At 62.9% G+C, this 23,168-nt stretch carries 24 protein-coding genes and 1 pseudogene; 16 read left to right on the forward strand and 9 right to left on the reverse strand.

Going from position 1 to position 23,168, the window contains the following annotated elements; genetic code table 11:
* The first annotated feature begins 236 nt into the window (after window positions 1-236).
* Together IVA78_RS11155 and IVA78_RS11160 are read left to right on the forward strand one after the other, a co-directional pair.
* Complete coding sequence (locus tag IVA78_RS11155; RefSeq protein WP_247277394.1) at window positions 237-1,784, forward strand: acetolactate synthase large subunit; 1,548 nt, start codon at window positions 237-239, stop codon at window positions 1,782-1,784.
* A gap of 181 nt (window positions 1,785-1,965) precedes the next feature.
* Window positions 1,966-2,484 (forward strand): hypothetical protein, encoded by a 519-nt coding sequence (locus IVA78_RS11160; RefSeq protein WP_247277393.1) that lies wholly within the window; start codon window positions 1,966-1,968, stop codon window positions 2,482-2,484.
* Window positions 2,485-2,523: 39 nt separating this feature from the next.
* On the opposite strand, the gene IVA78_RS11165 is transcribed toward IVA78_RS11160, so the two are convergent.
* On the reverse strand, window positions 2,524-2,757 hold the full coding sequence (locus IVA78_RS11165) for a DUF3551 domain-containing protein (protein ID WP_247277392.1): 234 nt from the start codon (window positions 2,755-2,757) through the stop codon (window positions 2,524-2,526).
* Between the two features lie 261 nt (window positions 2,758-3,018).
* Between IVA78_RS11165 and IVA78_RS11170 the strand changes: the two genes are divergently transcribed.
* The 4 genes from IVA78_RS11170 to IVA78_RS11185 all read left to right on the forward strand — a co-directional run bounded on the left by IVA78_RS11170 (window position 3,019) and on the right by IVA78_RS11185 (window position 5,329).
* Entirely contained in the window at window positions 3,019-3,354 is a 336-nt protein-coding gene (locus IVA78_RS11170; protein WP_247465230.1) for a hypothetical protein, read from the forward strand.
* A 143-nt stretch (window positions 3,355-3,497) separates the two neighbouring features.
* On the forward strand, window positions 3,498-3,977 hold the full coding sequence (locus IVA78_RS11175; RefSeq protein WP_247277390.1) for a hypothetical protein: 480 nt from the start codon (window positions 3,498-3,500) through the stop codon (window positions 3,975-3,977).
* A 64-nt stretch (window positions 3,978-4,041) separates the two neighbouring features.
* Window positions 4,042-4,524 (forward strand): transcription elongation factor GreA, encoded by a 483-nt coding sequence (gene greA, locus IVA78_RS11180; RefSeq protein WP_247277389.1) that lies wholly within the window; start codon window positions 4,042-4,044, stop codon window positions 4,522-4,524.
* A gap of 127 nt (window positions 4,525-4,651) precedes the next feature.
* On the forward strand, window positions 4,652-5,329 hold the full coding sequence (locus tag IVA78_RS11185) for a hypothetical protein (RefSeq protein ID WP_247277388.1): 678 nt from the start codon (window positions 4,652-4,654) through the stop codon (window positions 5,327-5,329).
* Between the two features lie 104 nt (window positions 5,330-5,433).
* Here IVA78_RS11185 and IVA78_RS11190 read toward each other — a convergent pair whose 3' ends face one another.
* Complete coding sequence (locus IVA78_RS11190; RefSeq protein WP_247465234.1) at window positions 5,434-6,207, reverse strand: SDR family NAD(P)-dependent oxidoreductase; 774 nt, start codon at window positions 6,205-6,207, stop codon at window positions 5,434-5,436.
* 119 nt (window positions 6,208-6,326) lie between these two features.
* Entirely contained in the window at window positions 6,327-6,533 is a 207-nt protein-coding gene (locus tag IVA78_RS11195; RefSeq protein ID WP_247277386.1) for a hypothetical protein, read from the reverse strand.
* A gap of 519 nt (window positions 6,534-7,052) precedes the next feature.
* Between IVA78_RS11195 and IVA78_RS11200 the strand changes: the two genes are divergently transcribed.
* The 3 genes and pseudogenes from IVA78_RS11200 to IVA78_RS11210 all read left to right on the forward strand — a co-directional run.
* A complete protein-coding gene (locus tag IVA78_RS11200) occupies window positions 7,053-8,411 on the forward strand; it encodes an integrase arm-type DNA-binding domain-containing protein (RefSeq protein ID WP_247277385.1) in 1,359 nt (452 codons plus the stop codon).
* A gap of 1,027 nt (window positions 8,412-9,438) precedes the next feature.
* Window positions 9,439-9,750 (forward strand): helix-turn-helix transcriptional regulator, encoded by a 312-nt coding sequence (locus IVA78_RS11205; RefSeq protein ID WP_247277384.1) that lies wholly within the window; start codon window positions 9,439-9,441, stop codon window positions 9,748-9,750.
* Window positions 9,743-10,345 (forward strand): annotated as a pseudogene (locus IVA78_RS11210) (HipA N-terminal domain-containing protein); the annotation flags it as partial. The gene IVA78_RS11205 and the pseudogene IVA78_RS11210, both read left to right, overlap by 8 nt.
* Before the next feature lie 511 nt (window positions 10,346-10,856).
* On the opposite strand, the gene IVA78_RS11215 reads toward IVA78_RS11210, so the two are convergent.
* The 4 genes from IVA78_RS11215 to IVA78_RS11225 all read right to left on the reverse strand — a co-directional run bounded on the left by IVA78_RS11215 (window position 10,857) and on the right by IVA78_RS11225 (window position 12,550).
* Window positions 10,857-11,453, reverse strand: a complete 597-nt coding sequence (locus tag IVA78_RS11215; RefSeq protein ID WP_247277383.1) for a hypothetical protein — start codon at window positions 11,451-11,453, stop codon at window positions 10,857-10,859.
* An 82-nt stretch (window positions 11,454-11,535) separates the two neighbouring features.
* Window positions 11,536-11,874 (reverse strand): hypothetical protein, encoded by a 339-nt coding sequence (locus IVA78_RS34550; protein WP_346275292.1) that lies wholly within the window; start codon window positions 11,872-11,874, stop codon window positions 11,536-11,538.
* A gap of 8 nt (window positions 11,875-11,882) precedes the next feature.
* Window positions 11,883-12,347 (reverse strand): metallophosphoesterase, encoded by a 465-nt coding sequence (locus tag IVA78_RS34555; RefSeq protein WP_346275293.1) that lies wholly within the window; start codon window positions 12,345-12,347, stop codon window positions 11,883-11,885.
* A gap of 2 nt (window positions 12,348-12,349) precedes the next feature.
* Window positions 12,350-12,550 carry a hypothetical protein gene (locus IVA78_RS11225; RefSeq protein WP_247277382.1) on the reverse strand — a complete coding sequence of 67 codons (201 nt, stop codon included), beginning with the start codon at window positions 12,548-12,550 and terminating at the stop codon, window positions 12,350-12,352.
* Between the two features lie 720 nt (window positions 12,551-13,270).
* Here IVA78_RS11225 and IVA78_RS11230 point away from each other — a divergent pair.
* Genes IVA78_RS11230 through IVA78_RS11250 form a run of 5 tightly spaced genes read left to right on the forward strand, consistent with a single transcriptional unit; the run spans window position 13,271 to window position 20,267 of the window.
* Entirely contained in the window at window positions 13,271-13,489 is a 219-nt protein-coding gene (locus IVA78_RS11230; protein WP_247277380.1) for a hypothetical protein, read from the forward strand.
* Between the two features lie 53 nt (window positions 13,490-13,542).
* Window positions 13,543-14,958 carry a Wadjet anti-phage system protein JetA family protein gene (locus IVA78_RS11235; RefSeq protein ID WP_247465238.1) on the forward strand — a complete coding sequence of 472 codons (1,416 nt, stop codon included), beginning with the start codon at window positions 13,543-13,545 and terminating at the stop codon, window positions 14,956-14,958.
* Window positions 14,948-15,589, forward strand: a complete 642-nt coding sequence (locus IVA78_RS11240; protein WP_247277378.1) for a DUF4194 domain-containing protein — start codon at window positions 14,948-14,950, stop codon at window positions 15,587-15,589. The genes IVA78_RS11235 and IVA78_RS11240 overlap by 11 nt, the downstream gene beginning before the upstream one ends.
* Window positions 15,586-19,086 carry an SbcC/MukB-like Walker B domain-containing protein gene (locus tag IVA78_RS34560; protein ID WP_247465240.1) on the forward strand — a complete coding sequence of 1,167 codons (3,501 nt, stop codon included), beginning with the start codon at window positions 15,586-15,588 and terminating at the stop codon, window positions 19,084-19,086. Before IVA78_RS11240 ends, IVA78_RS34560 begins: the two co-directional genes overlap by 4 nt.
* Window positions 19,083-20,267, forward strand: a complete 1,185-nt coding sequence (locus tag IVA78_RS11250; protein ID WP_247277376.1) for a Wadjet anti-phage system protein JetD domain-containing protein — start codon at window positions 19,083-19,085, stop codon at window positions 20,265-20,267. Before IVA78_RS34560 ends, IVA78_RS11250 begins: the two co-directional genes overlap by 4 nt.
* Window positions 20,268-20,275: 8 nt before the next feature.
* On the opposite strand, the gene IVA78_RS11255 is transcribed toward IVA78_RS11250, so the two are convergent.
* Window positions 20,276-20,857 (reverse strand): ImmA/IrrE family metallo-endopeptidase, encoded by a 582-nt coding sequence (locus IVA78_RS11255; protein WP_247277375.1) that lies wholly within the window; start codon window positions 20,855-20,857, stop codon window positions 20,276-20,278.
* Complete coding sequence (locus IVA78_RS34280; protein WP_346275294.1) at window positions 20,829-21,893, reverse strand: AAA family ATPase; 1,065 nt, start codon at window positions 21,891-21,893, stop codon at window positions 20,829-20,831. Before IVA78_RS34280 ends, IVA78_RS11255 begins: the two co-directional genes overlap by 29 nt.
* Before the next feature lie 314 nt (window positions 21,894-22,207).
* Between IVA78_RS34280 and IVA78_RS11270 the strand changes: the two genes are divergently transcribed.
* Entirely contained in the window at window positions 22,208-22,705 is a 498-nt protein-coding gene (locus IVA78_RS11270; RefSeq protein ID WP_247277374.1) for a DUF411 domain-containing protein, read from the forward strand.
* A gap of 92 nt (window positions 22,706-22,797) precedes the next feature.
* Window positions 22,798-23,154, forward strand: coding sequence for a hypothetical protein (locus IVA78_RS11275; RefSeq protein WP_247418834.1), 357 nt, complete (start codon window positions 22,798-22,800; stop codon window positions 23,152-23,154).
* Window positions 23,155-23,168 lie beyond the last annotated feature (14 nt).

Here is a 23,168-nt window from a genome sequence, read left to right on the forward strand (position 1 = left end):
AAGCCAGAGGCCATATTTGCGGGCATTTCGCAAGCCACGGCCGCGTGAGGGACGCCATGCTTAACGATTGGCGTTACCAAATCGGCAACCGCGCCCCATCTGCCGAAAGGAATTAGCCCAGCCAGCGCATCGTTACGCCGGGCAGGGCCGCGATGGCGGCTATTGCTTTGACGGAACGCGCGAACAATGATTGATCGCACGGATATCTGGACAATGCCTGTCGTGGGAGCCTTGGGATGAACGGTGCGGAAAGCCTGGTGCGGACAATGGTCAAGGGCGGGGTGGACGTCTGCTTCACCAACCCCGGCACCTCCGAAATGCATTTTGTCGCAGCGCTCGACCGCGTGCCCGGCATGCGTTGCGTGCTCGGCCTGTTCGAAGGTGTGGTCACCGGAGCTGCCGACGGTTATTTCCGCATGAAGGGAACACCGGCCTCGACGCTGCTGCATCTCGGCCCCGGCCTCGCCAACGGCCTTGCCAATCTGCACAACGCGAAGAAGGCCAATTCCGGCATCGTCAACATTGTCGGCCAGCACGCCGTCTACCACATCGGCTACAACGCGCCGCTGACCTCCGACATCGAGGGCCTGGCCCGGCCGATGTCGTCCTGGGTCCGCACCTCGCCGGATTCCAAATCGGTCGCCGCCGACGGCGCAGCAGCGATTGCCGCCGCCAAGAGCGCGCCGCCGCAGATCGCCACCCTGATCCTGCCCGCCGACACCGCCTGGAACGAGGCCGACGGCATCGCCGAGGTTCCGGCCGAGCAGCAGCGGGCGAGCTATTCGCCGCAGGCGGTCGACCAGGCCGCAAGGATCCTGCATGGCGACGGCGAGGGCACGCTGCTGCTGATGACCGGCAGCGCGCTGAGCGAGCAGGGCCTGGCGCTCGCCGAGCGAATCGCCGGCAAGACCGGATGCACGGTGATGGGCCCGACCTTCCGTCCCAAGATGGCGCGCGGCCGCGGCCGTTTCTCGATCGATCGCATTCACTACGTCATCGAGCAGGCGCTGCCGATGCTGGCAAAATTCCGTCACATCGTGCTGGTCGAGTCTGACGATCCCGTGGCGTTCTTCGCCTATCCGAACAAGCCGAGCATGCTCAAGCCCCAGGGCTGCGAGGTCCATCGCATGACCTCCTGGGGCGAGAACTCGGTCGCGGCGCTGGAAGCGCTTGCGGGCGCCGTAAAGGCCAGCGCCAAGGACGTCAAGCCGCAGGCTTTGCAGGAACTGGTCAAGCCGACCGGCGCGCTCACCTTTGCCTCGATCGCACAGGCGATCGCCTGTGCGATTCCCGAGAACGCCATCATGGTCGACGAATCCCTCACCACCGGCCGCGGCTTCTTCCCGCCGACGGCGGTCGCCGCCCCGCACGACTGGCTCCAGAACATGGGCGGCTCGATCGGCTTCTCGACGCCGCTGTCGATCGGCGCCGCAATCGCCTGTCCGGATCGCAAGGTGATCACCATGGTCGGCGATGGCAGCGCGATGTACACGATCCAGTCGCTGTGGACGCAGGCCCGCGAGAACCTCGACATCGTCACCATCGTGTTCGCCAACCGCATCTACCAGATCCTGCGCGGCGAGTTCGACAATGTCGGCGCCGGCGAGCCCGGCCAGCGTGCCAACGACATGCTGCGGCTCGATCGTCCGACGCTGGATTTCGTCGCGCTCGCGAAGGGCATGGGCGTGCCTGGCCGCGCCGTCACCAATGCCGACGAGTTCAACAAGGCGCTGGCCGAAGCCGTCGCCGAGCCCGGGCCGCGCCTGATCGAAGTTCAGATGTGAGTCAGGCCGGTCGCGCCGCGACTTCAGTCCTCATCCTGAGGAGCCCGCGTGAGCGGGCGCCTCGAAGGATGCTTGCAGGTGGGATACGGGCCTTCATGGTTCGAGACGCGCGTTCCGCGCTCCTCACCATGAGGATCTGGCAGCGGCGCAACTGAGGGCGCGTGATGGGCCCGGAGGCACGATGCAAACCGAGCTGAACAAGGTGATCGCGGCGCTCCGGGACTTCTACGCGCAGGAAGCATTCCTGTTCGAGAAGGACGTCGGCGAGCGCGCGATCACGCACCGCTTCGCCGTGCACTTGGAGAAGCAGTTCTCCGGCTGGTCAGTTGATTGCAATTACGACCGGCTTGGTGAGCGCACGCTGCATCTGCCGCACGGCACTATCATCTCGACCGACGACCATCTCGGCAAGTCGATCTATCCTGATGTCGCCGTGCATCAGCGCGAGATCCCGAACAATTTGCTCACTGTCGAGATCCGCAAGGCGAGCAATCACACGCCGCTCGAGCACGACCAGCACAAACTGAGGGCGCTGACCGACGTGCATGTCTGGTTTCCCTATTGGATGGGCGTGCTGCTGGTGCTGGACAGGCACCACGTCACGATGTCGGAGGTCTATGTCAGCGGGCTCGTCGATGAAGCGCTGTCGCGCTGGTTCGCGATGCGGCTGGAGGAGACCGGTCTCGGAGCTCGCGCATAGCGGAGCGCGGCGTGCGCGGTCACGCACGCCGCCTTCTCGTCAGTAATAGTACGGCTGCGAGTAGGCGTAGCGCGGATTGATGCCGCAAGAGGCCGATGTGCCGGAGGCGGTGGCGGCACATTGCTGATAGCTTGCGAACTGGCAATTGCCGGGATAGCCCCAGTTGCGGCCTTGCAGGCAATATCTGTCGTTTGCGGCCTGGGCCGGCGCCGCCGCCAAGGACGCGGCGATCACGGTTGCGAACGATGCAAGGGTGAGGATGGTGCGACGCATTTCAATCTCCTTCTAGGGCGGGGTGGAACGGCCGTGCCTTGGCGTTCCCCGTGGCCTGACGGACGCACGGTCATGCCTATCTTGGTGTCCGCGACGCGGGATGCGTTCGAGGTGAGATACATCCTGACGCAGCCGGCGGCGGACAATGTGATCTCCACCACAGTTCGCGCACAGGTTCTGACCTAATCTCAACGAACTTGCACGCCTCGATCCCGTGGGACTAGGCTTGCCTCATTCGGATCAGGCATTTTGGAGGTTCTGATGCAGAGATCATATTTGCTGGCTGCGACGGCAGCGCTGGTGCTCCTGATGCAAACGCCGCTCGCACTGGCGCAGGGCGCACCGGCCGCCGGCGGAACCGCTGCGCCTGCCGCAACGAGCACTGCGCCAGCCGCGACGACGGCACCGGCTGCGGCCACCGACACCTCCAGCCAGCCGACCGATTCCAAGAAGAGCGCATCGAAGAAGCCGGCGAAGAAGAAGATGACGCGGCAGCAGGAGATGGATCATTCGGTCGACACCGGCACCGTCCCCGCGCGCTACCGCAGCTCGGTGCCCAAGCAATACCAGCAATACATTCCGTTCGATAAACAGTAGCGGATTGCGCCGCGGCGCGACCGGGATAGCGGTTGCGGCGCCGGTGCCGTCGAACGCATGGGCTTGGCCAGATTGGGTTCGACCGCATACATTGTGGCGATCCGCTTGCGGGTGCTAGTGTGGGCCAAGGTCCGGGGGAAGGAATGAGCGAGGACGGGAAGGATGCTGGCTTGGTGGCCATGATCACCAGCATCCTGGGGGGCAACAAGCGCGCCGACGTCGTGACGCCGCCGCCGCTCGCCGAGGCTCCACCGACAGCGCCGACGAACGGGTTTGAGTCGGTCGAGCCGTCCAACACAGATGCTGCAGCGGCCAAGCCTGCCGCCGAGGCCGTAGCAGCCGACACGCAGCCGGTCGAGGCGCCTCCGAAAATCGTCACCACACGAGACGGCAAGCAATTGCTCCCTGCGGAAGCGATTGCCGATCTCGTGCTTGGCGAATTGCGCAAGATGGAGAATTTTCCCGCGACCGGCGCCTCCGTCACGGTCTACGGTTACAAGCACTGGAATGCCATGATCACCTTCGCGCCGTTCTCGACCACGTTCCAGAATGCGACCCGGTTCCGCCAGGCCATGCCGGACATCGTCGTCAAGCTGCGCCGTTTCGTCGAACTTGAGATATAGTCCAGGTCAATCAGCGGCGGCGGAACGCTGCCGGTAGCCAGGACAGTCCGACAGGATTTTGAAATTGAGCGTCGCCTTCACCAAGGAAGAAAGCGCCGAAACCGCGTCCGAAACGCTGTTGCCGGACCGCCCGATCTCGCCGCATCCGAACCTCGTGACGAAAAAAGGCTTGCAGGCGTTGCAGACGCAGCTTGCCGAGGCGCGCGAGGCCTATGAAGCCGCGCAAGCGATCGATGACGTCAACGAAAAGCGCCGGCAATCAGCCGCGCCACTGCGCGACGTCCGCTATCTCACCGAACGGCTGCGCACCGCGCAGGTCGTTCCCGATCCGACCTCGAGCGATGTCGTTGCCTTCGGCAGCACCGTCACCTTCAGCCGCACTGATGGCCGCGTGCAGACCTACCGCATCGTCGGCGAGGACGAAGCCGACCCGAAGGCGGGGACGATCTCGTTCGTCTCGCCAGTGGCGCGGGCGTTGATGGGGAAGGCGGTTGGCGACGTGGTTGGCTCTGGTAACCAGGAGATCGAGATTCTGTCGATCGGATAGATGCCCAGGGCGAGGCGAGGATTGCGTGAGCAAAGGGCGCTATCGACAGGAGCAATCTCATTCGCCTAAAGCATGATCCGGAAAAGAGCGAGGCCGCTATGTCCGCGCAACAAAGCTTGATGGTTGAATGAGACGGTTTCTCTCCGGCGCATTGCCGTTTTACGCGTTGGCCGGATTGGCCATTTGCATGTACCTCGTCCTGTACAGGACGAATCTTTTCGACTTGAACGCCATCGTCCAGGGGGCGACCGGTTCATCATGGTTTCCGGTCTTCATGTTCGTCTGCATTCTCGCCGAGTCGCTCTTCCCCTATTTTGGCTATTTTCCCGGAACTGCCCTCATCTTGATGTCCGTCGCGCTCACTCCGAAGTCCGCGGATGTCTCCGTTTTTATCGTGGCGTGGCTGGCCATCATCGTGGGCGCCGTTCTGAGTTACGGACAGGCTCGCTTTTTCAGACCGCTCCTGCAGCGCGTTGCCTCGAGAGCGGCCCTGAGCCGATGTGAGTCCTTGCTCGACGCTTATGGCCGCTACGCCCGCGTTGCCTTGTTCGTCCATCCCAACGCTTGCGCGATGTATTTTACGGCACTCGGACTTCTCGGCCGGAACCTGACGCGAGAGCTCGCCCATCTTTGCGTGGGTGCGGCGGCCTCAGTGAGCGTTCTGTTCATCGTCGTGACCAGATTTGTGTCATCCGTGGGCGCCACCGATGACGGGCAATTGCAGGTGCTGCTCGCGGCAGGGCTGGTCGCCATCGGGACCCTCGTCGGTCTGTACGCGGCATGGCGGCCGGATCGGGTCGATTGAAGCTTGCTCCGTCATTGCGAGCGCAGTGAAGCAATCCAGAGTGTGTCCGCGGAGGCAGACTGGATTGCTTCGCTGCGCTCGCAATGACGACGAATCATCGCGCTTTACGCCTCCGGCAGCTCAACGCCCGTCAGCTTGCTCAATTTGCCGATGAGTTGGTCCTGAAATATCCGATCGCTCGCCTCACTGGCCGGCTGCTGCTGCTGGAGATGATGCCAGTAGCGCCCGCTGACCAGGGCCGCGGAATCCTCGCTCACCGCCAGCCAGGTCTGGGTCCGTTGTCCAGTGTCGAGATCGACCGGGGCGCTCGCACCACCCATCTTCGTGCGCACCCATCCGGGATCGACGGCGTTGCTCAGGACCTTGGGCCAGCGTCGTGCCAGCGCAACAGCGAGCGCGACGACATGCAGCTTGCTCTCGGCATAGGCCTTTGCCGAATCCCAGGCCCGCTTCGTCCAGTCGAGGTCGTCCAGCGAACCCTCTCCGCCGCGGTGCAGCCCGCTGCTGAGATACACCAATCGGTCGGGCCGCTCGATCAGGGCCGTCAGCATGTACGGCGCAAGCGTGTTGATGGCCAGAGTCTCGGCATGGCCTTCCGGCGTCGAGCCACGGCTCGGCCGCGTGTAGACGCCGGCGTTGTGGCTGATCGCATCCATGCGCCCGATCGCATTGACCTGGTCGGCGATGCTCTTCGTCTCAGCGGCACTTCTGAGATCACCGACCACCATTCCGGCGGCACGCGACGCAAGCTGGCCAAGTGCTGCGGCACGATCGGCCGAACGCGCGTGCAGCACGACGCGGTGACCTTGATCGAGGAGGGATTTTGCCGCCGCGCGGCCGAGACCGTCCGCGCTGCCCGTCATGAATACGATCGCCATGCGCCGCTCCTCCGGATGTTTCAGAACGCATTCTACATTGCCCGCGCATCGTTTCCGATGTTGGTCGTCGCTCAGCTTGCCGGGATCGGCGAGAGAGCGCCATCGGCTGCTTTCTCATCTCACCAAAGGGGTAGCGCGTCTGTCTCGGAAACGATGCCGACAAAGGGCAGCAGGTCGACGTCCCGCTCGTCGAGGCGTGCTTTCGTGCTGGCGGTAACAATGTTCCGTGCGCCCTCGATGTAAGAGAGCTGTCCAGCCAGCATGTCTTGTGCGGATTTGAGGATCTTGCGACGGGCCGCGAGGATCTCGGCTTCGTTCCAACTCATCGTCTGGCGGGCTTCTCCGCGGATGATGTCATCCTGCCCCTGTTTTGCCCGACGAGTCAATCGTTGATTCGGAAAAGTCGTAGAAGTCTAACCCCTTGATCCGGCTGATGTCGGCTACTGTGCATGGGGTTGTTTTCGCATTTTTGGTTGAGACGGGTCGCCGAACACCATCAGCGTCGACGATCATTCGCAACCGGTAGGTTCAGGAAAAGGAATGGTGGGCGCACAAGGGATCGAACCTTGGACCTCTCCCGTGTGAACCACAATTGGTGGATTGTAGTCAACCTAATCCAGCCATAGTCTTATTGTAAAAGTCCTTGCAAGTTAAAGACTTGTGGCCATATTGGACCATCCTTGGCCTCGGTTGGCCTTACCACATTTTGTATGTCCCTGCTGTGCCCTTCGGAGGAATTCCCTTAGGGCACAGAAACTGGGACGTGGAGGCGATGGCTTGTGGTCCATTTGTTCTAGGGTCGCGCCTCGACCCGTCTCAGGGCGCCAGGAGCGAGAGCACAAGCGATGGAAAAGAGTAAAGAATCTCTCAGAGCTGAAGGAACGACGAATTACCTGAGACTCACTGACGCGGCGATCCGTGCGGCGACGCTGCCGCCGGGCAAATCGCAGCACTATCTGCACGACACAGAGCAGCCGGGGCTCGCGATCAGGATGCGCGCGACTGGTGGCAGGACCTGGGTCTTCATGTTCACAAAGCCTGGGACGAAGGGCACTCAACGCAAGACGCTGGGTGCGTGGCCCAAATTCAATGAGAAGGCCGCGCGCAAGGCCGCCACCGTCGTCGCTGCGGAGGTGGTCATTGGGATCGATCCTAACGAGGTCAAGCGCGAGGCGAAGCGGCAAGCGCTGGCCGAGCGGCAGTGCACGACACTGGCGACCCTGATCGTTGAAGATGGCCCGTACGAAATGTCCCTGACCGGGCGCCAGGTCGTCAACTGGAAACCGGCCATGTCGGCACTCCGACGCGGTCTGAAAGATCATTTCGACCTCGCCATCGCCGAGCTCACGCGACGGCAAATCATGGCGGCGGTAGACAGGATCGGCAAGACCGGCAAGCGCGGCGCAGCAAAGGACTTGCGCAAGCACACGCACACGTTCCTCGAATGGTGCGTCGGCGAAGGTTACGTCGAGCACAACGTGCTCGCCGGCTATCGCGTGCCCAAGGAGACGCGCGCGCAGCGGGTCGGGCGCCGAACGAAGGGCCGGGCGCTGACCGACGAGGAGATCATCAAAGTCTGGCACGCATCCGGCAAGCTTGGGACGTTTGGGCTATTGACACGAATGTGCCTACTTGGTGGCCCGCGCCGCAGCGAGCCAGCCACGATCGAGTGGCAAAATCACGTCATGGATGACCGCATCACTTTCGATGCAGCATGGACCAAGATGGGCCTTTACCACGACATGCCGCGCACCCATCTCGTTAACGAGGTGCTTACGGCCGCAAAACATTTCCAGCGTGCGACGTCGGACTATGTCTTCCCATCACCGAAGACCGGCGGCCAGATGTCGGGCTTCACAAACTTGGTCGACCGCCTGGTCAAGGAAGCGGGTGTCGCCAAGTTCACAATGCATGACTTAAGGCGCAGCTTGCGAACCATCATGTCACGCTGCGGCTATGACAACGAAATCCAGCGGTTGTGTGTCGGGCAAAAGCCGCGCGGGATAGATCAAGTCTACAATCACGACGAACAGTGGATTATCCGCAAGATGGCGTTCGAAGCTGCTCATGACTACATCGCGGAGTTGGTCGGCGCGAAACGGGGAGGCAAGGTCGTGCGCCTGCAGCGGACGAATCCGCTCGATCCCATCAAGGCCGAATTGCTGGGCCGTCTTCGCGAGCATTATGCGGCTGCGACGACTTAGTTGTCTTATCGCGTCCGGCCAGATAGTCGCGCACCGCATCGACTCGGTAAAGCGGGCGACCATCGACGTAGCGCCATTTCAGCGGGTGGTTCGGATTGCGCCGCCACAGCTCCAGGGCTCCAGGCGTGCGCCGGATTACGGCGGCCGTCTCTAATGCCGTTAAATTTGAGCTGCCCGGCAGCGAATCGATATCGAACGTCGCGGGCGGCGGCATGCCACGATTCTTCCGAGGTCGCTTCATGATGCGGAGCGTCTCCTTCGAGTGGCCCATCGTCAACTCTCACGATCGAAGCGAGCGAGGCTCTCGTGTAATCGCCTGGTCGCTTCTTGGGCGGAACGTCAAGAGAATCAACGCAGTCGTCGAACTTTGCCTGTCGAGTGCCGCCGATTTGACCATCATGCTCCGGTTGATGTTGCATAGGAACACGTCAATTGCGCGTCGTAAGATTGGATATCAACGCGAATAGAAGAAAAGTTGCTGGTAAGTAGCCGAGACCACTCCGCTCGCATTGCGGCCCTGCGAGTGGCCACGACAGCGGCCGGTCACGCCCGGAGGCTATTGGCCGTCATCATGGGAAGCATGCCGAAGAATGAAAAGCGAACTGATAGGTAGTTCGACGCTTCGCAGCTACATCGAGGCGGGTTGGCGGACATCGGAATTGACTTGGCGATACGGACTTGCTCGCCATCTACCGCCGCTTTCAATTGGCGTTCCATAAAAGCGACGCACCGCGTTTCAGGATTGGGTTCGTTCACTGGCGGGCCATTCCTCCTGAGCTCCCAATGCACGCGAGCGCCATAGGAATCGGTCAACCTTGCGATAAGATCTGCCTTCTTCATCGCGTCAAGTGCATAGCCCCAAGGCCATTCCTGGCAGCAGAGTCAACAATTCAGACGACAAGTGCCGCTGGAACGACTCGCCATAAAGATATGTTTACGGATCATTGCCGACGACAAAGATCTGTTCACGTTCAATTTATGATCTGTTTACAGATCATTTCGATGTTAATGATCCGAGAACATATCCATGACTTCGGCTCCAAACCCGCTGCTCAAGGAGCTTGGCGTGCACTTTCGAAGAGCACGAATGGCTGCTGGCCTATCCCAGGAGCAAATCGCCCTCCGGGCGAACATTAGCAGGCCGCGCTATCGCGACATTGAGACGGGTGCCGCTGCAGCCCGCGCAACGACACTCGTCAACGTTGCCCGCGCCCTTGGCATGGAAATGATGCTGATTCCGCAAGCGATGGTACCGGCTATTCAATCAATGCTGCAGAGAGCTACGGGCGATGATGACCGCCCTGCGTTCACGTCAGATGTTGAGGAGGAGCATGAATAAGCCTGTCCTCGCGGCTGAACGTATCCAATCGCTCGACATCTCATTAAACGATCTTGCCGTCGGCACGCTCGTCCGAACGCCGGGCGACTACAACGCATTCAATCTCTTGCCCGCGTATCGGAGCTTGAACGACCCTCCGATCTTCAGCCTATCGCTTCGCTCGGCAGATGGCAGCCTCCGCCGGGATCCCAAACCCATACGCGGCGCGCTGCCGCCGTTCTTCGCGAACTTGCTGCCCGAAGAGAAACTGCGCGAAGCAATGGAAAAGCACCACGCAGCGTCAGTAAGACCTGGAAATGACTTCGATCTCTTGGCTGCACTGGGGACAAATCTACCGGGAGCGGTACGAGCGTTGCCGAGCGACGGCGTCCCCGTTCCGGCCGGGCCAGAATCAGAAGCCAAGAAGAAGGCGCGCTTTTCGCTCGCCGGTGTCCAGATGAAGCTCTCCGTCGTGAAAAATACTGGAAAAGAAGGGGGAATCATGCTTGCCGTCGACGATGAGCAAGGGCAGTACATCGCGAAATTTCCCCCCCTCACCCATATTGGACTTTCGGAAAACGAATTCGCGATCTTGGCCTTGGCGGAAACGCTAGGCTGCGGAAGCAGACCCAGGTCGGCGGCGATGCCCACGACCGATTGGCCGGCCGATAGGGCCAGCGCGACCGAGGCGGAGCTGGTCGAGAAGGCTCTGTCGCCGGCATTGGGACCATGCCTGGTCTGCTGCAGCCAGCGTGCGCCGAACGTGCACCGGAAGTACAGCGAGACCGGCGTGACCCAGGCGGTGCTGGGGACGTGGACGATTGCGCACATCGCCAGGTTATGGCGGAGCCGCCGCCGCTGATCCGGCGTGGTTGCCGCCTCGAAGCTCGCGCCGACCAGTGCGGTCGTCGCGTCGGGGCGGTCGCCGCCGGGCGGATCCTCTTCTTCCTCGCAGTCGAGCACGAAGCTGTCCTCGATCCGGCGCTCGTCATCGCCGTCCTCAAACTGGCCGAGCTTGCCGTGATACACGCGGTCGATCAGGACGGTACCCGACGGCCTCTCGGGGTCGTCGGCTTTCGGGGTCATGCGGATGACGTTGCCGGTGGGGCGGCGGCCTGTGGGCTTTTTCATGTGCGGGATCTCACCAGGGTGGAGGGACCGAGCGGTTCCGACGCCAGGTCGATTTCGAGGAGGTCTGCGCAGGCCAGCGCCATCACCGCGAGCGAGGGATCATGGTCGCTGCGGACGAGCTCGACGAGGCGGACGAGCTCCATCGGTCCGTCGTCGCGCAGGATCTGCAGGATGCTGATGCGCAGGCCCACCGGCACGAGGTGGCCGTGGTGCGACCAGACCAGGCGGCAGTTGCCGCAGCGGGGTTCGCGAACGAGCTCCTCCGCCGTGACGACCAGGGGCGAGAGCTCCAGCTCCCGCAGCGCGATCAGCACGAGCCCTTCCTCGTCGAGCTCGCGGACCTGACGGGCGGGCACCACGTCGAGGTAGAAGCGGCCATCGTCGCGCGCAAGGACGATCGCGTCGACCTCGACCGGGTCTAGCGGTGCGGACGAAACATGCGCCGTCGGTACGTGAGCGATGGAGCGCACCCGCGGATCGAGGCTCGCCTGGACGAGCGCTTCTCTAAGAGCAGGGTGTCGCGCGGGGATCGGCACGGGCGCTTTCGCGGATACGAAGAGGTCGGGCCGGCGGCGGGGCTGTGGTCTGAACATGACGAAACACTCGAAACCTGGAGGAGGGGCGGGTTGGCTTCGGTGGTCTGCTGATTGTCGATGTCGGTCATGACCGTCCCTTTCAGATCTCGATGATCAGGCGTTCGTCGAAATGCGGGTTGTCCCAAGTGCGCATGGAGGGCGGCCACGGGCCGTAACCCTTTGTGTTGGACACGACGCGGGTCTCGCCGACCATGGCGTCGAAAGACTCGTGGGTGTGGCCGTAGAGCCAGAGGTCCGCCGGGCGCAGCGCGCCCGTGCCATCGTCCGGCGCGCGCGCCATCAGCCGCCTCAGGTCGCTCCGGAATGCCGGGTCGAGCGTCGGATCCTCGCCCGAGCCGCCGGGCTCGTCGGTGATGTGGGGGATCGGAGCATGGTGCGTGACGACGACCAGGCGGTCCTCGCCGCGCGGCTTGCGCATCTGTTCCTTCAGAAACGCGACCGACTTGAAGTGTCGCGTAAGCGCGTGATGCGGCAGGAAACGCCGTTCCGGATCTTCTTGAAGTCGTTCATGCGGTCGCCGGCGACGCCCATGGCGGCATGCGCGTCTCCGTTCAGGGCGAAGTCCGTCCAGAGGGTCGCGCCCGCGAACGTGACATTCCCGATGCGAACGGTCTCGTTCTCCAGCACGTGAACGTTCGTGCCCTCCGCCAAGGCCTTCGCCTTTTCGAGCGTCCGTCCGAGGTCGCAGCCGTAGCCCTCGTGATTGCCCATGACGTAGATGACGGGCCGGTCGGTCACGCGATCGAGCAGCCACCGGACGCCGCGCTCGGGCCGCGGGGTCAGGTCGCCCGCGACGATCAGCATGTCGAAATCCGGACGCGCTGCGGCCGGCGGGAGGTCCCAGCCACGCGTCAGTTCGAGGTGGATGTCGGACATGACCCACAGGCGCATGGTCAGTCCTCCCAATGTTCGCGATCGAGGGGCTCGGCCCCGTCGGCGAGTTCGAGGAGCGCGTCCACGAGCGGGTCGGGCATCTCGTCGACGCCGACGGCGACCTGCACTTCGCGCGAGCCGCAGCGCGGGCAGGCGTGGCGGGACGCGTCGTAGATGAATTTGCCTTCCTGGTGGCAGGTCCGGCAGCGGAACGTCGCCATGTCAGTCCTCCGCGATTCCGAGGGTGGCGGGATCGACGTCCACGAAGGCGTCATTCTCCCGGTCGTAGCGGCGGCACGTGATCCGCCGCTGCGCGCCCAGGCCGTAGCGGACGTGTGGATATTCTCGAAGCCGGGGCGGACTTCGGCGGGCGCGCGCCCCTCAGCGTGCAGGTCGCAGCGGGTCGTCAGCCACCCGCCCGTGCGGAGGACGCCTGCCTCGCCACAAATCTCGCGAGTGCAGGCGCTGCGGGCCTCGGCCAGGTCGATCGCCTCCTCGACGCGGGAGGTCGCTTCCGGAGAGAGGCGACCGTTCCAGTACAGGCGAATGCTCGCGTACTTCTCCTGATCTGCGTGAATTTGAAGGTGCCGTCCTCGGTTGCGACCGCCGCCCTGATCCGGATGCAGCACCGGTCGATGAGGTCGCGCCATCCGGGGCCGCACTCGGGGCAGCCCTCTGCCCCCTCAGGGACGCCCACCGGCGGGCGGAAGAGGTCGGAATGGGCCTCGATCAGCCCCGGCCTCCAATCCTGCAGCACGCTCGACATCACGACGCCAGCACTCAACAGGAGAACGAAACAAGAACATATTGAGTAGGAAGGTCAGCTCGAGTCAAGCGGTTAGCGCGTTATTCTTATATAAGAAGGATCGCACTTCTTATATAAGACTGGCCGCCTTCCCTGGCGCCACGGCTGCTCCGGCCTTATGGTTAGCGGAGGCTTAATGCGCAGCGGGCGGATGAATGGTCGGGAAAAAAGGGCGCCAAAACGGGGCAAGAGGACGCCGATCGGCGACCGCGTGACATTCCTCGCGATGATGGACAAGGACGTCATCGCCGACATCAAGCAGGTGGCGATAGACGAGCACCGGGCGGCCTGGGACGTGATGGAGCAGGCGGCCCGGGAATACCTTAAGCGGAGAAAAGCGAAGAGAACGCCCTGAAAGATCTCCGTTTTTCCTTGCGGTTGCGTAGTCGCCGCGGTTCAATTCGAGGGATGAAGCTGTTTGGTTACCTTCCGGAGACACTGTTCAAGCCTTTGTCGGGGCCGAAAAAGCACGTCTATGCCCGCCTTTTGATGCGACTTTATGAGCGGGTCTACTCGGCCCGCATCCTTGAGACGCCGCTCAAGGAAGAGGTCGTGAAACAGATCGAGATCGGACTTTCGGAGTTCGGCATCGGGTCGATGGGGGATCTCTCCGAGGGTGATCCGGAAGAGGATCAGACCACCAGCCAGGCCCACTATCTCGCCTACTATCGATTGCGCGACACCGGCTGGCTCACGGAAGAGACTGAGAAGTGGCGCACCTACGTCGACATGAACCCTGACGCCTTCATGGTCCTGGGTGCGATCGTCGATTTCGGTAACAGCCGCGTGCGTGTCGCCGGCGCCGTGGTGGACGTGAAGAACAACCTTGAGGCTGCGTTCCGGGAGCCGGAGACCATGGCTCAGGGTCTCGCTAACGCCCACGAGACGGCGGCGCGGTTCGCCCGCAGCATGCGCCGCATCTTGGCCGGGATGCGCGAGATCGAAGACCGCATTCTGGGCAATCCCAACGCGGCGGCCATCCTTCGCACGTTCTTCCAGGACTTCGTCGATGGGCTGCTGATCGCCGACTACAAGCAGCTGAAGACGTCGAATAACCCTTACCGACATCGTCGGACGATCGCGTCTCTCGCGGGAGACATGCTCGCCGACGCCGAGCGTCTTCGTAAAATCGCGCGCGCCTACATCGAGCAGGGCGTCATGCCGGCCGGCGCCACGATCGCCACGGCCGAGGAGCGCGTCATCGCGGAGCTCGAGAAGATCAAGAGCGTGTTCGAGGACGTCGGCCCCTTCATGGACAAGATCGAGGACTTCAGGGATCGCCTCGAGCGACGCATCCGCACCACCGTCCACTACATGGACATCATGGGGGAAGGCTCCGCCGAGCGGATCGTTCGGCTGATCGAGCAGCTTTCGAAGATCGACAGCGACGAGGTGGAGATCCGTTTGAGATCGCCGGATGTCGCTCTGCCGATCACATCGCTTGCGCTGTACACCCCGGCCCCGCCGAAAGCTCCGCCGGAGCGGACGCGCTTCAAGGTGCCGAAGCAGGATCCTTATCTGCGCGCCTATGTTCAGGCCACCACTGACTTCGATCGGATGGTGCGAGTTTCCGACCAAAAGCTGCTCGAGTTCGCCCGCCAACAGATGCGAGACCGCGATGCCGTGTCAGCCGCCGAGATCGAGATTCGGAGCATTGCGGACCTGTTTGCCTACCGAGCTATTCCGAACTTGGCCGCGGTCGGTCGCTCAGTGCGCTTGGGTGAATTCACGATCACGCTCGAAGAAGGGCGTAGCGCGAACGACTGGATCGACGTGACCTCCTTCCGGATCGAGAGAACGAGGACTTCGGTCAATGCTGCGTGATCTTTCCAAGCTCATCGACGATGAGGATAGCGAGGGCGGCGACGGCGAGCGGCTGCAAAAGGAACTGCGCCAGGCCGCGCAGTCGCTCTGGCGTGCTCAGTTCATCTACGAGAACGATTGGGGCATGAAGACCTCCTACGAGGTACTCCGCCGCTACACGGGTTACTTCGAGAATTTGTTCGACGCGCTCGGCTACCGGGTCGTGGGCAGGCCGAACGATGGATACATCGGTCTGGTGGCGAACGAACTGCCGCCCCGTCAGAGCATGAGGCTCGACGAGAGCCTGCTCCTGCTGGTGCTGCGACTCCATTACGAGGAGGCCTTCACTCGGTTCGAAGCTAAGGAATTCGGCGAGGTGGAGGTCGAGAGCGAGCAGATCCTGCAGATCTACGAGGACCGGACCCATCGCGAGCGCCCCAACTTCGGGCGGGTAAAGGAGATCCTGGCCGGCTTCAGGCAGCGCGGGCTCGTGCGGATCGAAGATCGGGATGACAGAAACTTCACCCTCTTCCTGCGGCCCGCGTTGCCGATTGTGGTCTCCAAGGACACGCTCGGCTCCCTTGAAGAGTTCGTGTCGCGATCGGCCGCAGCGACGGCAAAGACAGACGGCGCGAGCGAGGTCCAGGCGTGATCGAGCTCCGGCGCATCATCCTGGTCGACTGGTACCTGTTTCGGGCGCAGCAGGTTGATATGCGTGGCATGACCGCAATCATCGGTCCAAACGGCGCCGGCAAATCAGCGATCATCGACGCCGTGCAGACCGTGCTCTCCGGCGCGAGCATGGCCAGCATCCGCTTCAACCCGAGCGCCCAGAGCAACGTCAGGAGCAAGCGGACGCTGCGAGATTACTGCCTCGGCGTGGTCTCGCTCGATGAGAAGGGCGAGCGGTCGGAGCCGACGCGCCAGCACGCCTACACCTACATCATCCTTGTGTTCGAGGACCTGGGCGACGGTTCGGCCGTGAGCTTGGGTGTGGCCTTTTCGGCCTCGGCCACGAGAAGCGACGAGGCCTGCGAGGCGCGCTTCATCGCAAAAGCTGCGCTGACGAAGGACGACATCCTGAGTCCTGTCGGCGATGACGAGGTCGAGACGCTGCAGTGGCATGCAGTCCGCAATGCCTTGCGCGCCCGCAACGTCGAGGTTGACGACGCGTTCTCGAGCGCGACCGACTTCGTGGCTGAAGCGCTCAGGGCGCTGTCGCCCGCGGGCTTCCCTCTCGATCCCAGGCGCTTTCAGAAGGCCTTTCGGAATGCCCTGCTGCTGAAGCCAGTGGACAATCCTACCGACTTCGTCCGAAACTACGTCCTCGACGTCCAGCCTCTTCAGGTCGATAGGCTTCGCCGCGGTATCGAACATTGGCGCACGTTGACCCGCCGTATCGAAGAATTGAAGGCACAAAGCGCCAGCTTGGCCGGGATCCTCCGTATCGTCGCGCGGGCGGTCGAAAACGAAAGGGTCATTGCGGTAACGGGCTGGCAGATCGCGCGGCTTGAGTGGGAGAAGTTTCGGCGGGACGCCAGGAGGCAGGAAGAGATCATCGCGCAACTCCGGAGCGCCGCGAGCAGAGCTGAGGTCGACGCGGTCGCGGCCGCAGCCAGACATGCCACCCTTGATGCTGAGCACAAGACCGTCGAACTCTCGATCAGGACCAGCGACGGCGAGCAGTTGGCCCAGATGTACGAGTCCGACAAGACCGCAACCCTTAGCCAGCGCGCCAACGCGATGGTGCCAGTCAAGGAGATCGAAGTTCTCATCGCTTCGATCAGGAAGGCCGTCGATCTCAATCTGTTGGTTCACCGTGACGACTTCTTGCACGCGCTGCTGAGTGCAGTGGCCGTTGCGAGGGGAAGGGCTCCACTTTCCGAGTGGGACAAACCGCTTCCCGAGAACTGGAAGGATAGCGCTTCCCATCTGGATGCGGCTCTTGCGGCTGTCGACCAGGAGCGGCTCGAGGCAGCGCGAAAGACGTTTTCGGACGCGCATTTTCACGCGCGAGTGGCGACCAAGGCTCTGCAGGATCGCATCGAACTGATCGACAGTAACCTGAAGCGGATGGATCAAGGGTTGAGCCCCATCGAAGGCGGCACTCGGGACCTCATCAGGCAACTGGCTTCGCACGGTATCGAGGCGACCCCACTGTGCGAGCTGGTCGAGATACGCGACGACAAGTGGCGGATGGCAGCTGAGGCCTTTCTGGGTCGCTCCCGGGAAGCATTGATCGTCGAGCCCACAAGGGCGGTACGCGCCTTGGAGATATTCCGGGAGGGTGGAGAGCACTCCTTCAGGGATGCGGAGGTCATCAACACGACCAAGACCGACAACACCAGGCCGGCTGAAAAGGGCTCTCTCGCACAGATCATCAGTACGGAAAACCGTCACGCCCGGGCATTCCTCAACTATCGGATTGGCCGCCTGATGATGGTCGAGACCATGGATAGGATGGCTGCGGCCGAGAACGCCATCACGCCAGATCTCATGGTCCAGGGCGGGCGGACGGTCCGGCGACTGCAGAAGCCTCAGTATCTTAAGCTCGGGCACGCCACGCAGGAGCAGATGCGTCAACAGCTTCAGGCCGAACGGCAGCAATTGCTCCGGCAGCTTGCGGAATCGGCGGGAGATGTCCGTCGCTCGGAGGACGAAGCGCGCTTGTTCGAAGCCATGTTCGGGCAGTTTCAGGCGATCCGCGGCGCCGGCCTGACCTGCACCGGAGCCGGCGAGGAACTGGCTGCTTTCGATCGCAAGCTGGCGGAAATCGGGAAAAATATCGAAGATGCCAAGCGGAATCGCGATCCCAAGCTCGTCTCCGATCTGGAGCGCCTCGCCGCCGAGGTCAAGACGGCAAATCGGCTCAAGACTGAGACGCAGGATGCGTCGACCCGGGCCCACAGCGCGAGAGACCGGGCCGAGGGCGCGTATGAAGATTACATGAAGAACAACCGTGGCGTCCTGGCGGGGGCTCGTCGCACCCGCGCGCGACAGTTGCTGGACGAATTCCCGCAATCGAGGGACATGGGCGACTACCGATCAAAGGTGACCGGAATGGCCACTGAATCCCTGTCGGACCGAATTGCCGGGCTAACGGCGGACCGGGAAAACCGTTCTACCAACCGGCGCTCTACTCTGATGCGCGAAATGACCGGTGCGATGAACAAGCACGGCCAGGAATTCCATGTCGTGCCGCCGTTCACCGCCGAGGAGGCGACGCCGTCGGTCGTCGAGCAGTGGGCGACCGCTGAAAAGGACCGCTTGGATGCGCATGAGTTGGTTCAGTACGAGGAGCAGTGTCGCAACGCTGCGACGGAGATGACCTCGGCATTCCGGGACGACCTTCTCCATCGGCTCGACGACGCCTTTACCGGCATCAAGTCCACCCTGAACGAGCTCAACCGCCACCTAAAGGATCGCCAGTTCCACGGGCGCGACTACTACTCGTTCAAGGCGCTGGAGGCCCCAACCCACGTCGACATGATCGAGCTCGTCGAGGAATCCAGAAAGCCCGAGTTCAATCTGCCGCTTTTCGGTGACCGCAGCGAGGATGCGAGCTCACCGATGATGCGCGCCGTGCGACAGATCGAGGAGATCCTGTCGAACCCGGAGGCGCGGACCGAGGAGATCGAGGATCCCCGCAAGTATTTCAACTTCGAGCTCTACATCCAGGACGCCGAGGGCAAGATCCGCTCGTCTTTGACGAGCCGCGCCGGTACGGGATCCGGCGGCGAAGGTCAGTTGCCGTTCTACATCGCCATCGGCGCCTCGCTGGCCGCGACCTACCAAAACCGTCGCACCGGCGAGAGCGGGCTCTCGCTCGCCATCTTCGACGAGGCCTTCAATCGTCTGGATACCAAGGCAATCGGCCAGTGCTCTGAATTCATGCGGGACCTGGGTCTCCAGGTCATGCTCGCTACTCCGGACGAGAAGCGGCACGTGTTCATGGAAGTGGTCGACACGGTCGTCAACGTGAACCGCTTGGGCAACCAGGTGATGATCGACACCGAATACCCGACGGAGATGGCTCGCCAGGCGATCGTTGCAGCCGACCCGTATCGCAAGGGCTTCGATGTATTCAAAGCCGAGTTGATTGAGGTCGAGAAGGCCGGCGCCGTCCCGCAGGACCAGGCTGCGGAATGACAGACGTTCGTACGACGGACGCCGGGGTCGAATTCCTCGAACGCCTGCTGGAGCGGAGCGAACGCAATCCGGATCGCACCCGGCCGCCGTCCGCGGCGCCGGAGTACGACAGACTTTCGACCGCGCAGCAGGTGGGCCGCTTTCACGACCAGATGGCCGCGGCGGAACGGTTCGGCGCAGTGGAGGTGCAGCGGGGCAAGAGAGACCGGGGACATCTGGTCGAGAGAGTTCGCGTTCGAGACCCGGAATTGCTCGCCAGACATCTCGGACGCCCGACGGCACTCGCGACCGCGCAGCGCGTCAGGGCGGAATTGCTGCCCGTCGCAGCGACCGGCGAGCCGTGGGTCGCCACTTTGTTGGACGAGATGGCGGCGAGATGGGCACGAAGCGAGGCCGCCTACCGCCTGACCGCCGCCCAGGCCGACGCCGCCAAGGAGTTCTTCACGCTGCTGGCGTCCATCTCCCGGCAGGAAGCGCGAGGGCTGGACGCGCGAAGCTTCTCCCAAAAGGCGACGAACGACACGAAGGCCTTCGATCGGCATGCCTCGCGGCTCGCCGCCGTGCTCGGCGTCCGGGTCGGACTGCCGGGTGCTGCAGCCGACGTGGTCTGGGCGCACATCGGGCTGGAGCGCTTCAGTCATCCTGTTCATCTGAAGGGGCCCGTCGCCGTCGAGGGCGCGGACGGCCGTCAGGTCGATGGTCGCGCCAAGCCGTTCGCCTCGATTCATCCGGAGATGCTCTCGCAGCTGTTGGTCTTGGAGCGACCATCAGCCATCCTGACGATCGAGAATTTCGCGACCTTCAATCGGCAGGTCCGCGAGATCCATGACGCCAGCCTGGTCGTTTACACCGGCGGCTTCCCGGCGGCTGGTGTCATCGAGCTTCTAGCGAAGGTTCTGGCGGCCGTGCCAGCCGACGTGCCGTTCCTTCACTGGGGCGACGTAGATGCCGGCGGCGTGCGCATCTTCAGGTACCTCGAAGAGAGCCTGTCCCGCGGGCCTGAGCCCCACCTCATGACCAGGCAGCTGGCGGAGATGCACGGCCAGCCGGCAGACGCGGATCCGAGCTTGGCATCCATAGCGAGGTCCGATAGCGCGGTTCGCGATCTAGCGGATTGGTTGGCATTCGGATCGAACGTGCGCCACCTGGAGCAAGAGACGCTCGATCCCGCTGCACTTTAACTTACCCCCTAACGCCGATTCCAGTGGCGGTCGTCGTCTTCGCCGTCGTCTTCTTTCATGTCGACTGTCAGCAGCGTCGTGGCGTAACCGTTCTTCTGCGCGAAAACTTGCTCGTAAAGGGCTTCGACGCGGCCACGCTTCTCTAGCCATACGTGAGTGGGCACATCCCTCAATTCCGAAACGGTGCCGATTGTGGACGGGCTTGGCCAACGGCGAATGAGGGAAAGCTCAGGAATCGGGGCGCCGGCGCGAAGACCAAGATAGGGGAAATTCGGTGCAGGTATCACCCTCTGCACCTTTCGATCTTTGGATATCACGATGGCTGCAAGTTCGTCGGCACTGGTCACGTAGACCTTGGCCATCACTTCGAGGGAGACGTCGAACTTCCGCGCCAGTACGCGCACTTGTTCAAGGTCGCACGCCTTGCTCAGCTTGCAACGCTCCGCCCGATATTCCGGCATCGGAACCACCAAGGCCGCGGAAAACTCGTTCGCTTCGATCTCGATCCGCTCTTCGTGTGGCACCGCATCCCACTTGTCCTTGGGTCTGGCGCGGCGCAGATCACTCGTCGAACATTCGAATGGGCCCAAGCCTGCGCTCCATGTCCGGGAAGTAGTCCATCCTGCCGCCGTCCGCGAAGTGAAATTCCATTCGGAACGGTTGGACGAGAAAGGACGTCACCCGGTAGTCGACCTCGGAGATCCACATGAAGTGTCTCTCGTCGATCGCCTCCCAAGGAAACTCACGCCGGTTCTTGCGCGACGTGAAGACCCCCGTCGGCTTCCTGTGCCCCCGTTCGAGGATGGTACGGATCGGTCCGCCGCCCGTGGCGCGCACGATCTTCACCACACTCGGCCGCAAGCTACCCAGGGTTCTTCTCTTTTCGGTTTCCGTCGACATGGCTGCGTCCGAGGACTCGTCGCCCGATCCGCCCGCGGAATTGCATCCGAACAGAACGCGCTCGGCGGCGCGGCCCCCGAGCAGCATGGTGGTGCGATCCTCCACTGTTTGCCGCGTGGCCAAGTCGGGGGAGGACGCGTATTCGACTAGCGTGCGGTTCTCCGCCCCGCTCCTCGCCCCGACGATGCAGTGACGCAGCACTCCGCATTCGAGAACCAGCGCGAGCAGGACATGGCCGGCTTCGTGCGCGCAAATGCGCCAGTCCATCTCGGGCGGGGGCCGCTCGGAGCTCAGAAGCGCCGCGCGCAGGTCCGCCGCGAGCAGCTCGCGTCCGGCGTGACGCGCGATCCGGCGAGCTTCGCGGACGAACGCCATGACCTCCGCGCCAGTCGAGCGCTCCATGGCCGTAGCGATGTCATCGAGCTCGTCGTCAGGTACCGCGCCGGCGACGTGAAACTTGAGCATGCTCAGCGTGCCGGCTGCGTCGGCCCGCTCGATCTTGATGATCCGTTCGAAGCGGCCGGGGCGCAGCAGGGCGGGGTCCACGGACTCTGGATTGTTGGTCGCACCGATCAGGATCACGCCCCGCCTGGCCGACGAAGTCCCGTCGTCGAACCTGGTCAACAGGTCTGCAACTATAGGTAGCCAATAATCCTTGTTGCGACTATCTAGGGGCTCTATCCGGGACCGCGTCAACCTCATCCAGGAACAGAAAACCAATTCCATGGGCTCGCGCGAGAGCGACCGAACGATCCAAGCGCATCGCCCGGATCACGTCGTCCATATACGAGCGTTCCTTCGTGAACCAATCCGCAACGGACGAGATCACAATGGGAGCATCACCACAGTAACGGGCGACGGCCCTAGCCAGCAGGGATTTCCCGCACCCCGGCTCGCTCGCCAGGCAGATTCCCTTGGGCATAGACGCCCAGTCCCAAATCCCGCTAGTTTCGCGGCTTCGTTCGCTGATTGGCGGCCGAGGGATCCGCGGAATACAATTACCTCCGCAATCCCTCGACTTCTTCACGGAGAGGTGTCCGATGAGCTACCGAGAACGAGGCGCGGAGAAGGCGTGCTTTGCGCGACGATCCTTTCTGGCCCTGATCGCTGGCGCGACAGTTGGAGCGGCGGTGCGCCCCGCCGTTGCCGCTGAACCCATGATCAAGGTCCACAAGGATCCGAACTGCGGCTGTTGCTTGGGCTGGGTACAACACTTGCGCGACGCCGGATTCACGGTCCAGGTGGACGATGCTTCCGACCTTCCGGCCGTCCGGAAACGCCTGGGCGTCCCGGCCGATCTGGCCGCGTGCCACACGGCAGAGGTGGACAGCTACATCCTTGAGGGACACGTACCGGCGTCCGCGGTGCGGCGGTTGCTGACGGAGCGCCCGAAGGCTCTGGGGCTTGCCGTGCCCGGCATGCCTGCAGGGTCGCCGGGGATGGAAGGTGGACACCCTGAGCCTTACACCGTCGTGCTGTTCGGATCGGCAGGTCGTGCGACGTTCATGCGGTTCGTCGGCAAGGAAGCCATCGGCTGACCGTCTTAGAAAGTTAACCACCGGGGCGCCCGCTCGCGCATTTGTGAACCGGGGCACTTTCCAGCGTCCCGCCCCTATGAGACTGTGACGCCATGAATGCTCGCCGCCTCCTCAGACTTCTGCTCGCGGTCCTTGTGACCGCAGGGCTGACGGTCGCACCGCTGGCAACGCCGGCGGCGGCGGGACATTCGATGGGCGCCATGCAGATGGCTGACGCGCAGGACATGCCGGATGACATGGCGTGCTGCCCGGACAAGCAGAACAACAAGCAATGCCAGGACTGTCCTCTCATCGCGATCTGCATGTTGAAGGTGCTCCAGACTGGACCTTCGGCGGCGACAGTGAGCATCAGGCAGCCTGTGCGTGAACTGCTGCGGCCGCTCGATGACATGATCGCCGACGGCCTAACCCGTCCCCCTCCGGACCAGCCCCCTCGATCGATCGTCTGACCGGCGCTGCGGCG

Origin of the sequence: Bradyrhizobium sp. 137, assembly GCF_023074095.1 — a bacterium.
GTDB lineage: Bacteria > Pseudomonadota > Alphaproteobacteria > Rhizobiales > Xanthobacteraceae > Bradyrhizobium.

Bases quoted from the DNA above. Each gene is read 5' to 3' on its own strand.
- IVA78_RS11155 (WP_247277394.1), top strand. From the start codon at position 237: ATGAACGGTGCGGAAAGCCTGGTGCGGACAATGGTCAAGGGCGGGGTG.
- IVA78_RS11160 (WP_247277393.1), top strand. From the start codon at position 1,966: ATGCAAACCGAGCTGAACAAGGTGATCGCGGCGCTCCGGGACTTCTAC.
- IVA78_RS11165 (WP_247277392.1), bottom strand. From the start codon at position 2,757: ATGCGTCGCACCATCCTCACCCTTGCATCGTTCGCAACCGTGATCGCC.
- IVA78_RS11170 (WP_247465230.1), top strand. From the start codon at position 3,019: ATGCAGAGATCATATTTGCTGGCTGCGACGGCAGCGCTGGTGCTCCTG.
- IVA78_RS11175 (WP_247277390.1), top strand. From the start codon at position 3,498: ATGAGCGAGGACGGGAAGGATGCTGGCTTGGTGGCCATGATCACCAGC.
- IVA78_RS11185 (WP_247277388.1), top strand. From the start codon at position 4,652: ATGAGACGGTTTCTCTCCGGCGCATTGCCGTTTTACGCGTTGGCCGGA.
- IVA78_RS11190 (WP_247465234.1), bottom strand. From the start codon at position 6,207: ATGGCGATCGTATTCATGACGGGCAGCGCGGACGGTCTCGGCCGCGCG.
- IVA78_RS11195 (WP_247277386.1), bottom strand. From the start codon at position 6,533: ATGAGTTGGAACGAAGCCGAGATCCTCGCGGCCCGTCGCAAGATCCTC.
- IVA78_RS11200 (WP_247277385.1), top strand. From the start codon at position 7,053: ATGGAAAAGAGTAAAGAATCTCTCAGAGCTGAAGGAACGACGAATTAC.
- IVA78_RS11205 (WP_247277384.1), top strand. From the start codon at position 9,439: ATGACTTCGGCTCCAAACCCGCTGCTCAAGGAGCTTGGCGTGCACTTT.
- IVA78_RS11215 (WP_247277383.1), bottom strand. From the start codon at position 11,453: ATGTTCAGACCACAGCCCCGCCGCCGGCCCGACCTCTTCGTATCCGCG.
- IVA78_RS34550 (WP_346275292.1), bottom strand. From the start codon at position 11,874: ATGCGCAAGCCGCGCGGCGAGGACCGCCTGGTCGTCGTCACGCACCAT.
- IVA78_RS34555 (WP_346275293.1), bottom strand. From the start codon at position 12,347: ATGCGCCTGTGGGTCATGTCCGACATCCACCTCGAACTGACGCGTGGC.
- IVA78_RS11225 (WP_247277382.1), bottom strand. From the start codon at position 12,550: ATGGCGACGTTCCGCTGCCGGACCTGCCACCAGGAAGGCAAATTCATC.
- IVA78_RS11230 (WP_247277380.1), top strand. From the start codon at position 13,271: ATGCGCAGCGGGCGGATGAATGGTCGGGAAAAAAGGGCGCCAAAACGG.
- IVA78_RS11235 (WP_247465238.1), top strand. From the start codon at position 13,543: ATGAAGCTGTTTGGTTACCTTCCGGAGACACTGTTCAAGCCTTTGTCG.
- IVA78_RS11240 (WP_247277378.1), top strand. From the start codon at position 14,948: ATGCTGCGTGATCTTTCCAAGCTCATCGACGATGAGGATAGCGAGGGC.
- IVA78_RS11250 (WP_247277376.1), top strand. From the start codon at position 19,083: ATGACAGACGTTCGTACGACGGACGCCGGGGTCGAATTCCTCGAACGC.
- IVA78_RS34280 (WP_346275294.1), bottom strand. From the start codon at position 21,893: ATGGAATTGGTTTTCTGTTCCTGGATGAGGTTGACGCGGTCCCGGATA.
- IVA78_RS11270 (WP_247277374.1), top strand. From the start codon at position 22,208: ATGAGCTACCGAGAACGAGGCGCGGAGAAGGCGTGCTTTGCGCGACGA.
- IVA78_RS11275 (WP_247418834.1), top strand. From the start codon at position 22,798: ATGAATGCTCGCCGCCTCCTCAGACTTCTGCTCGCGGTCCTTGTGACC.